Origin of the sequence: Microcoleus sp. Pol10D4, assembly GCF_036701555.1 — a bacterium.
Lineage (GTDB): Bacteria > Cyanobacteriota > Cyanobacteriia > Cyanobacteriales > Microcoleaceae > Microcoleus.
In genome coordinates, this window is record NZ_JAUBRA010000055.1 from 38532 (window position 1) to 46658 (window position 8127).

The 8127-nt window shown below is 47.1% G+C and carries 7 protein-coding genes; 3 read left to right on the forward strand and 4 right to left on the reverse strand.

All coding sequences use genetic code 11. The annotated features are described in order from the left end of the window. Positions 1-37: 37 nt before the first annotated feature. From glmS to QUA36_RS23235, 3 genes are all read right to left on the reverse strand, one after another. Positions 38-1960, reverse strand: coding sequence for a glutamine--fructose-6-phosphate transaminase (isomerizing) (gene glmS, locus QUA36_RS23225; RefSeq protein ID WP_333459250.1), 1923 nt, complete (start codon positions 1958-1960; stop codon positions 38-40). Between the two features lie 158 nt (positions 1961-2118). Continuing rightward, positions 2119-2364 (reverse strand): photosystem I iron-sulfur center protein PsaC, encoded by a 246-nt coding sequence (gene psaC / locus QUA36_RS23230; protein ID WP_015175986.1) that lies wholly within the window; start codon positions 2362-2364, stop codon positions 2119-2121. Positions 2365-2962: 598 nt separating this feature from the next. Then, a complete protein-coding gene (locus QUA36_RS23235; RefSeq protein ID WP_333459251.1) occupies positions 2963-4174 on the reverse strand; it encodes a chloride channel protein in 1212 nt (403 codons plus the stop codon). Between the two features lie 138 nt (positions 4175-4312). Between QUA36_RS23235 and QUA36_RS23240 the strand changes: the two genes are divergently transcribed. Next, on the forward strand, positions 4313-4456 hold the full coding sequence (locus QUA36_RS23240) for a hypothetical protein (RefSeq protein WP_333459252.1): 144 nt from the start codon (positions 4313-4315) through the stop codon (positions 4454-4456). Between the two features lie 339 nt (positions 4457-4795). Here QUA36_RS23240 and QUA36_RS23245 read toward each other — a convergent pair whose 3' ends face one another. Beyond that, positions 4796-5701: a CoB--CoM heterodisulfide reductase iron-sulfur subunit B family protein gene (locus tag QUA36_RS23245; RefSeq protein WP_333459253.1), complete on the reverse strand. Its 906-nt coding sequence runs from the start codon at positions 5699-5701 to the stop codon at positions 4796-4798. 384 nt (positions 5702-6085) lie between these two features. On the opposite strand from QUA36_RS23245, the gene acpP reads away from it, so the two are divergent. Both acpP and fabF read left to right on the forward strand, forming a co-directional pair. Beyond that, entirely contained in the window at positions 6086-6340 is a 255-nt protein-coding gene (acpP, locus tag QUA36_RS23250) for an acyl carrier protein (RefSeq protein WP_006633716.1), read from the forward strand. Between the two features lie 97 nt (positions 6341-6437). Further along, on the forward strand, positions 6438-7691 hold the full coding sequence (gene fabF, locus QUA36_RS23255; RefSeq protein ID WP_333363213.1) for a beta-ketoacyl-ACP synthase II: 1254 nt from the start codon (positions 6438-6440) through the stop codon (positions 7689-7691). Positions 7692-8127: the final 436 nt, after the last annotated feature.

An 8127-nucleotide genomic window follows, 5' to 3' on the forward strand; every position in this document is an offset into this window, starting at 1 on the left:
AGTCAACAGTCAACAGTCAACAGTCAACTAAATTCTTTTATTCTACCGTCACCGACTTCGCCAAATTTCGTGGCTGATCCACATCCAAACCCCGACGGGCTGCAATGTGATAAGCCAACAATTGCAGCGGAATCACTGTCACAATCGGCGACAACAATTCATCCACCAAAGGCACCGGCAAAATGTGGTCAAAAATATCTGCTTCCGCCACACCTTGCTTCGGCGTAACGCCAATTAAACGGGCGTCGCGCGCCTTCGCTTCTTGAGCGTTGGAAAGCACTTTTTCGTAGACGCTTCCGGGCATGGCGATCGCCACTACAGGCACTTTCGCATCCAAAAGGGCGATCGGGCCGTGTTTCATTTCTCCCGCCGGATATCCTTCGGCGTGAATGTAGCTAATTTCCTTCAGTTTCAGCGCCCCTTCCAAAGCAATCGGAAAGTTAATTCCCCTTCCCAAAAATATAAAATCTTGGGTGTCTGTAAACTGGTGGGACAATTCCTCCACATACTGTTCTTGAATCTCCAAAAACTTCTCAATTTCTGCGGGTAACTGGCGCAAACCCGTAATAATTTCTGCCAATCTCTCCGTGCTGATTGTTTGCCGCTGGTGCGCCAAATCCAAAGCTAAGAAATAGAAGGCCATCAACTGAGTGACAAAAGTTTTAGTGGCAGCAACGCCGATTTCTATACCAGCGTGGGTGTTGATTACCTGTGGCATCATGTGGGCGATCGAACTTTCAGTTCGGTTAGTAATGCCTAACATTCTCGCCCGGAATTTATCAGTAAAACCCGCGCGGCGCTGCTGTTCCATCCCCAAAGCAGCCAGCGTGTCCGCCGTTTCTCCCGACTGAGTTACCCCAATAGTTAAAGTATTTGCTGTCAGCGGTGGCGGTGCGTAGCGGTACTCCGAAGCGTACTGCACGGCAGTGGGAATATTAGCTAATTGTTCCAACAAATATTTGCCAATTAGCGAGGCGTGCCAGCTCGTTCCGCAGGCGAGAATTGAAATTTGCTCGACATCACCGCAAAGTTCATTGGGCAAGTTGAGATTGATAGGAGAGCGCGGATTTCCTGGCTGCCAATCGCTGTCTAAGTAAGCCTCCAAACACGCTCTGACTACGGCGGGCTGCTCGTAAATCTCCTTGTGCATGAAGTGTTTGAAGCCTTGCTTTTCGACTAAAACCGGGTTCCAACCAAGGATGCGCGGGCTTTTTTTCAGCCTTTCTCCTGCAAAGCTGTAAACTTCGACTCCCATCGGAGTTAGCCTTGCCAATTCGCCATTTTCCAAGGACAAAACAGTGCGGGTATGAGATACTAAGGCCGGCGTGTCGGAAGCGCAGAAAAATTCGCCTGCACCAAAGCCAATCACCAAAGGAGCTTGCTGTCTGGCGACAATTATTTCCTCTGGAAAATCTGCACAGATAACGGCGATCGCAAAAGCTCCTTCTAATTTATTTACCGCCTTTAAAACAGTTTCCAAAAACGATAAATCAGCAATTTTCTCGGTTTTTTTATCTTTTTCTTCTTCCTTCTCCCTTCTTGCTTCTTTCAAAAATTCAGCTATTAAATGAGGAATAACTTCTGTATCGGTATCCGACACAAATTTATGTCCCTTTGCTTTCAATTCTTTCCGCAACTCGCGATAATTTTCGACAATTCCATTTTGAACTACCGCAATTCGCCCGCTATTATCTAGGTGAGGGTGAGCGTTATATTCTTCAGGCTTGCCGTGAGTTGCCCAGCGGGTGTGTCCGATGCCGATGGGAGCCGGAGAGTCTATCTCTGCTAGCTTTTCCCGGAGGTTGTGCAATTTGCCCTTTGCTCGGATGCAGGTAATTTCTCCTTCGGAGATGGTAGCGAGGCCCGCTGAATCGTAGCCCCGGTATTCTAGTTTCTCCAATCCTGCTAGCAAAATCTCGCTTGCTGCTTGCGTGCCGATATAGCCAACGATTCCGCACATTTAACGTACTACTCCTGCTTAGCGATCGCAATAAAACTCAAGTTTTATCATTTTTACCTTCTTCGGGCCCCGAATGCAGATTCCGCGACAAAAAAGAGGGGGCAATTTAATCGCCCCCTCTTTTGTGCCCGTAATTTGATCGGCGTGTCGATCGATATTTAGTAGGCTAGACCCATACTGCGAGTGGTTTCTGCTCCCAGGTAAACCCGGATGCTCAGAAAATCGGTGGGGCAAGCAGTTTCGCACCGCTTGCAGCCTACACAGTCTTCGGTGCGGGGAGATGAGGCAATCTGAGCTGCTTTGCAGCCATCCCAGGGCACCATCTCCAAAACGTCAGTCGGACAAGCGCGGACGCACTGAGTGCAGCCAATGCAAGTATCGTAAATTTTGACTGAATGAGACATTGAATAAAGGCTCCCAACGAGTCACTAAAAATTTGCTGCCTCTGCGAGTGAACAGATTTGACGGCGAGGTGCCACCGCTATAGCCTGCACAGAGAATTAAAGGTTAGTCTACCGCAGTGCCTGGAAGCACTTCGCGAAAAAGCGACAAAACTTCACAGTTATTCACGCTGGGACTCTTATAGAACCCATTTGGGATCTATATCATTCGCCAACCGTTTGAGCATCAGCCTGATGAAATACAAATTAAGTTTGGCACTAGGATGGGTGAGAGTGGACTCAAAGTTCTTGACCAAATTGCGATGATTTTATGCGGGTGATACCCCTTACCCTTGCAGAATGGTAATCTTCGGAATATTGACGGGCCCGAGTGTGAAAATAATCGAGGTTGTGACTCAACATTTCAATCAAGCCACAGTCATCGGACACCCTGGCTTTTGTGGAATGGATAAAAAACGGCAAGCTGGGTATTATCAACGGCTAGATGTTGTTTTATGCCATTGGTGCATTTGTAATGGCAGAAGCCTTTAGACTGGACACTCGCAAATTGCACGTATTTTTTACCGCTATACGGAGCTATTAGAGGATTTCTAGCCGTTTGTTAATCAATTTTACGCTGTGAGGTAATGAAGGGAGATCGGGGAGCCAAGAAAAAACCCACGAGACTCGCGAAGAGAATGGGTGTAAAAGTGCTGAATCCTGTCAACTTGGCGAGTAGCAGAGTTGTACTAATTGGAGTTCGAGTAACTGTTGAATTCAGAGCCGCCATTACACAAATCATTGCCAAAGTCTCGTTGGATGCGGGATTAATGATAGCAATTGCCTTTCCTAAACAGGCTCCTATAAAAAACAGTGGGATGATAATCCCCCCCCGCCAGCCTCCATTTATGGTCGTACTAATAGCAAATACTTTAGCAATAACTAAAGTTAAAATAACTCCCAAAGAAAAGTTGCCCTCAACAATTTTTTCAAGTTGATGTTCACCAAAGAAACGAGTGAGCGGAAAAAAAGCTGATAAAACACCAAGTCCTAGCCCAGCTAAAGTAGTACGCACATAGATTGGGCTGGGTATCGAATCAAACAAGCGACCTACACTGCGAAATATAGCGATAAAAAGCCAGCCCACGATCGCACCTACGATTCCATAAGCAATCGCTGCGCCAAAGTCATAAAGGCTGTCCACATTGTATTGAGGAAAATGCCAGGTAGGACCAATTCCTAGCTGGGTAATTGCTACAAAGATGGTGTAACTTGCACAACTTGCCACGACTGCAGGCAATATTGCTTCAAAATACTCCACAACATTCTGATGATGCAGGATTTCTAAAGCAAAAAAAGTACCACCCAATGGAGCGCCGAACAAAACTGTAAAACCAGATGCCATGCCAGCAATACTTAAAGTTCGTAGTGCCTCTCCACGCAATTGAAAGCGATCTGCTAACCACGTACCAATTGAACCTGTTACTTGCACCATTGGTGCTTCTGGACCCGCACTGCCTCCACTTGCGATACTGATTAGCGACGACAGAATCATCGAAGGATTCTCGTTCATTGGTAACCGCCCACCATTGAGATGAATATTGTCAATAATCAACCCTATTTCGCCAGGATTTCCCAGCCAATGAATGAGCAAACCGATGAGCAAACCCGCAAGTGGCATGATGATTAGCAGAGAAAATCCACTAAAATGTTCAAATCCCACCATCATGTAAGACAAAAATATCCAATAACTTGCACCAAACAAACCACAAATGATTCCTAGCATGGCCCATAGGAATACCGAACGTGTGAGATTTACTGGGTTTCGTTTCATTGCTGATTCCTTATTCATAACTAGGCAGTTAGGAAGTCTTAAAAAACTATTTTGTGTAATTGTATACAACTTTTGTTTCTGTTGTCTGCATATTAACCTACCAATCACCACACTTGCTTTGGAGTGTAGATCCGGGCTATGGAATGCGAAGAGAGCGATCGCAGTCTAACAAGGGCTGGCAACGGAACTGAGGCATCGGTTATCAGTGGTGTAGCCACCGTGCAACGCCGTTCGCTGAAGCCCCTGTTGTTAGACCGCTTCATCTCTTGGTGGTGTCAATAGCTTAAAGAACGCATTTGGGATCTCTGATGACGAGCTAAGATCACAAATAAATCTCATAGTCGAGCAACTTAACCTACAAAGAGTGATAACTCCGCAGCGCCATTGCTGCCCCATCAGGAAAACACTAGACCGCCTCTGGGGACAAAACGACAATTTGTGGACGGTATCTTCTATCAACTCAAGAGTGTATGAGCGCGATCGATCGTCCCGCTAGCACTCGCGTATAATTGCGATCTAACCGGATTTGATATGAGAAAAAACTAAAGTCCTGACTACCAACCTGGGTTTGATATGAGAAAGGACTAAAGTCATTACTACAAACCCCCGCAAATCGATCGGCTAAAAGCCTAATTTTTCTAACACGGGCTTAGTTGACACAATATGTCGATCGAGTCCTAGTTTTTTTGGCTCCACACCCAAAGCCAAAGCCACTAATTGCGACAAATGCAACACCGGCAAACCCAACTTGCGCCCGATTACTTTTTCCACCTCCGGCTGTCGCGAATCCAAATTTAAATGACAAAGCGGACAAGGCGTTACCATACAATCAGCGCCATTGTCAAGAGCATCTTGAATATGTTTGCCTGCCATCTGAAAAGATTGGTTAGTGGCATAACTCGCCAACGGCCAGCCGCAGCACTGCGTCCGCCCTCGATAATAAACCGGAGTTGCCCCGATCGCCCGAAATACATTTTCCATCGATTCCGGTTGGTGCGGGTCATCGTAAAGCAGCTTATCCTGAGCTCGCAGCAAATAACAGCCGTAAAAAGCCGCGCACTTCAAACCCGAAAGCTTGTGAGTGACTCGCTTTTGAACTTCCTCCAAACCGTAATCTGCCACGATCGCCCACAACAGATGTTTCACCTCGGTACTGCCTTGATAAGGCGAACAACCTTGTTTTTTGAGTAAACTGTTAACTTTATCTACGTAGTTGGGATCGGTTTTTTGGCAATCCTTGAGGCGATCGTCCACATGACCGATGACCCCTTGACAAGTGCTGCAATGCGTCAGCAAAGGCAGATTCAGTTCCTCAGCCAAAGCAATATTGCGAGCGTTGACAGTATCTTCGAGCAACTGCGAATCTTCCTTGAAAGTGCCAGAACCGCAGCAAGAAGCTTTTTTGAGTTCCACCAGTTCGATGCCCAACGCTTGAGTCAGTGCTTGGGTAGAAAGGTAAAGTTCGCGGGCGGCCCCTTGGGCAACGCAACCGGGAAAGTAAGCATATTTGAGATTTGGGGATGGCATAATTGTTGCTGCTGGGGACACAAGGTTCGGGAAAAGAAACTTGAGCGGTCAAAGTCGGGAGGTTTCCTGCTTAGTTTTCCCTCTTTATAATTAACGTATCACCGCATAGCTAGAAGCCAATTGTCAGCTTTTCTCAAGCATTTTGAGTTGATGACTGACGAACCATCGACCAAAAACCCGGTTCCTCAACGTTATCAGGTGGCTAAATGAGATGATTGATTTGGAGCTATGTGCGCTTTTTTGCCTTAGTCGTAGAGTTACTGCGATCGTCCGTGTCCCAATTGTCGCTGACCCGTGTCACTTAGAAAAGCGGCCAGCCTTTCTCCTGCAGATCCCCCTTTCGGATAAGATTAGATACGCAGCAACCAATGAGGACACGATGTTATGAGCCAAGACGACATTTTTGCTAGAGTCCAGAAAATTGTGGCAGAGCAACTGGAAGTCGATAAGAGCGAAGTCAAGCCCGAAGCCAACTTTGCTAACGATTTAGGAGCAGATTCCTTAGATACTGTAGAGCTGGTCATGGCCTTGGAAGAAGAGTTTGATATTGAAATTCCCGACGAAGCAGCCGAAGGAATTACTACGGTTCAAGCTTCTGTAGATTTCATCAGCAGCAAACTTGCAGCTCCAAAAGCATAAAATACCTGTCTTTTCCCCTAAGAGGAGAGAAGTTAGAAAACTGGAAACTCCTCTTTTGTTCTGCGTTCTGGGTGTTTAATTTTTTGAAACTGAAATCATGACAAATTTAGAGCGTAAGCGCGTTGTTATCACGGGTCTCGGCGCGATTACACCGATCGGCAATACCTTGTCCGAATATTGGGACGGGTTGCTTGCCGGGAAGAATGGTATAGGCCCGATCACCTTATTCGACCCGTCGCGGCACGACTGCCGCTTTGCCGCAGAGGTGAAGGGTTTCGACCCACACGACTATTTAGAGCGCAAGGAAGCAAAGCGGATGGATCGCTTTGCTCAATTTGGGGTGTCAGCGAGCAAACAAGCTCTTGCTGATGCGAAGTTTGAGATTAACGACCTGAACGCAGAACAGGTGGGTGTCATTCTTGGCACTGGCATTGGTGGCCTGAAGGTTTTAGAAGATCAGCAAGAGATATATCTGACTCGCGGCCCCGATCGGTGCAGCCCGTTTATGATTCCCATGATGATTGCGAATATGGCAGCGGGCCTGACGGCGATTCACACGGGCGCTAAAGGGCCAAACTCTTGCACGGTGACGGCATGCGCTGCCGGGTCAAATGCCGTGGGCGATGCGTTTCGCCTAGTTCAGGGGGGTTACGCGCAAGCCATGATTTGCGGCGGTACGGAAGCTGCGGTGACACCTTTGTGCGTGGCGGGTTTTGCTGCGGCGAGGGCGCTTTCGACTCGCAACGATGACCCGACTCATGCTTCTCGTCCGTTCGATCGCGATCGTGATGGTTTTGTCGTCGGCGAAGGTGCTGGCATTCTGATGCTAGAAGAAATGGAACACGCTCTGGCGCGTGGCGCGAGGATTTACGCAGAAATCGTTGGCTACGGTTTAACTTGCGATGCCTATCACATGACTTCTCCGGTACCGGGGGGGAACGGTGCGTCGCGGGCAATGGCTTTAGCGCTCAAGGATGCGGGTTTGACGCCGGATCAAGTGAGCTATATCAATGCTCACGGCACGAGCACGCTTCCCAACGATTCTACTGAAACAAAAGCGATTAAGCAAACTTTGGGAGACCACGCTTACAAAGTAGCAATTAGTTCTACCAAGTCAATGACCGGTCATCTTTTGGGCGGTTCTGGGGGAATTGAAGCGGTGGCGACGGTAATGGCGATCGCCAATGACAAAATCCCGCCAACAATTAATCTGGAAAATCCCGATCCTGAGTGCGATTTGGACTATGTTCCTCATACAAGTCGCGATCTAAAAGTTGATGTGGCGCTGTCGAATTCCTTTGGATTTGGCGGCCACAACGTCACACTGGCATTCAAGAAGTTTGTTCGGTAACGGCTAATCCAAAATCGAGAGTTAAAAGGTGAAAAATTAATTTTTCACCTTTTAATTTTTAGATAAATTTTAGATTTGGCGATCGGCTATTAAATAAATCAACTTAATTCAACCTAAAATGCGATCGCGCGTTAGAACCCCGCAACACTTTAACTGCTGGGAAGTTCTGCCTATTCTGTTTTTGATGAGCCGTTTCTCATATCACGTCCGGGTGAGCGCTTGACTCAAAACGGTTACTTTTCATGAGTCAAGCGCAACGAAGTAAGCGCGTTGCCGAAAGGGCGAGATTCTTCAGTTCCTTCAGAACTCAGGATGACAACTACTCAAGCGGACTTGATATGACTTAGTTTGTTAACAGAAACAGGTCTCTAAAAATATTTTCCCCAAACAAAAAGCGCCCCTATTTCTAGGAGCGCTTTTTGTTAATCTCAAGTTA